The 1,018-nt window shown below is 48.5% G+C and carries 1 protein-coding gene; it reads right to left on the reverse strand.

All coding sequences use genetic code 11. The features are described 5' to 3' along the window. A partial coding sequence (locus tag R7M72_RS26145) for a Card1-like endonuclease domain-containing protein (RefSeq protein ID WP_318056597.1) occupies positions 1 to 1,018 on the reverse strand: 1,018 nt, incomplete at both ends.

Consider the following 1,018-nt stretch of genomic DNA (forward strand, 5'->3'; position numbering starts at 1 on the left):
TGAGATCTTTCAGCTCTTCAGGGCCGATAAGCGCAAGGCCAAGATCCTCTGCACGAGTAATGTCATTGTGACGAAGAGGACGGAAGCTCACCAGCATAGCGCGTGCTTGTAGACCGCCTAGCAGGTCACGCAAAGATTCCAGTTTGTACAGCGTATCGTCACCATCATCGCGCATGCCTTTCGTTTTACACTCAATGATGTGCAGCTTGTTATTTACAACCGTTGCTACGTCTAGCTCGTTACGTACTTCACTTTCACCCAGCTTACGATATACCTGAACATTCAAAGAGCGGTCTTGAATCGTGGGCATGGTGTCTTGGATTTGCTTCACAGTGCTGTGAACCAGAGTCTCCAACCATTCGCCGTTAGAGAATCGACGTGCGTCTTCGTTCGCGAAGGTCAAAATGCCATTTTCGTAAGTCGCGATCTGTGCTTCGACAAGATCCGACAGCAGCATGTTGAGTTCACGGTAGCCTTGTTGCTTCTCAGACAGCTCCACATCCAGCTTCTGCTCCTTACGGCAGGTTGTCGCAAGGTAGTTGAGTGTCGCCAAGCCTGGGCCCAATTCAAGCGCATTTGACGCCCAGCGTTCGCCAAGCTCATACAGTTTTTGATCAAGAAGAGGAGGAAGGTCTACGTGGTGGAACTCGCCGCGCGCACCGAAAATGGTTAGGTAGTCGGAGATAGTAATGTGGTCTTCAACTTGCGTATCTTCTTTGCCATCTGGGTAAAGCCAGCAAAGTTTGTCACTGTTTGGTTCAACTACGAAGATAGGCCAGCGATAAGTACGGAAAACCTCGTAAACCGACAACAATCGATGACGAAGGCCACAGCTTGCGTTCAGTTTGACGTCTTCTCCACGGTCGTGAAGATCTTTCGCGAGCTTTTGAATCGATTGTTTAATCAGGGTTGTATTGACAGCAGACGGAATTTCAAAAAACTCAGAAGTAATCTCTCGCTGCTCTAACACGCTACTCAGTCGGTCAAACATATCTACCTGTGTTTTGTCACCAATGAA

Origin of the sequence: Vibrio sp. YT-18 (assembly GCF_033337345.1) — a bacterium.
Taxonomy (GTDB): domain Bacteria; phylum Pseudomonadota; class Gammaproteobacteria; order Enterobacterales; family Vibrionaceae; genus Vibrio; species Vibrio alginolyticus.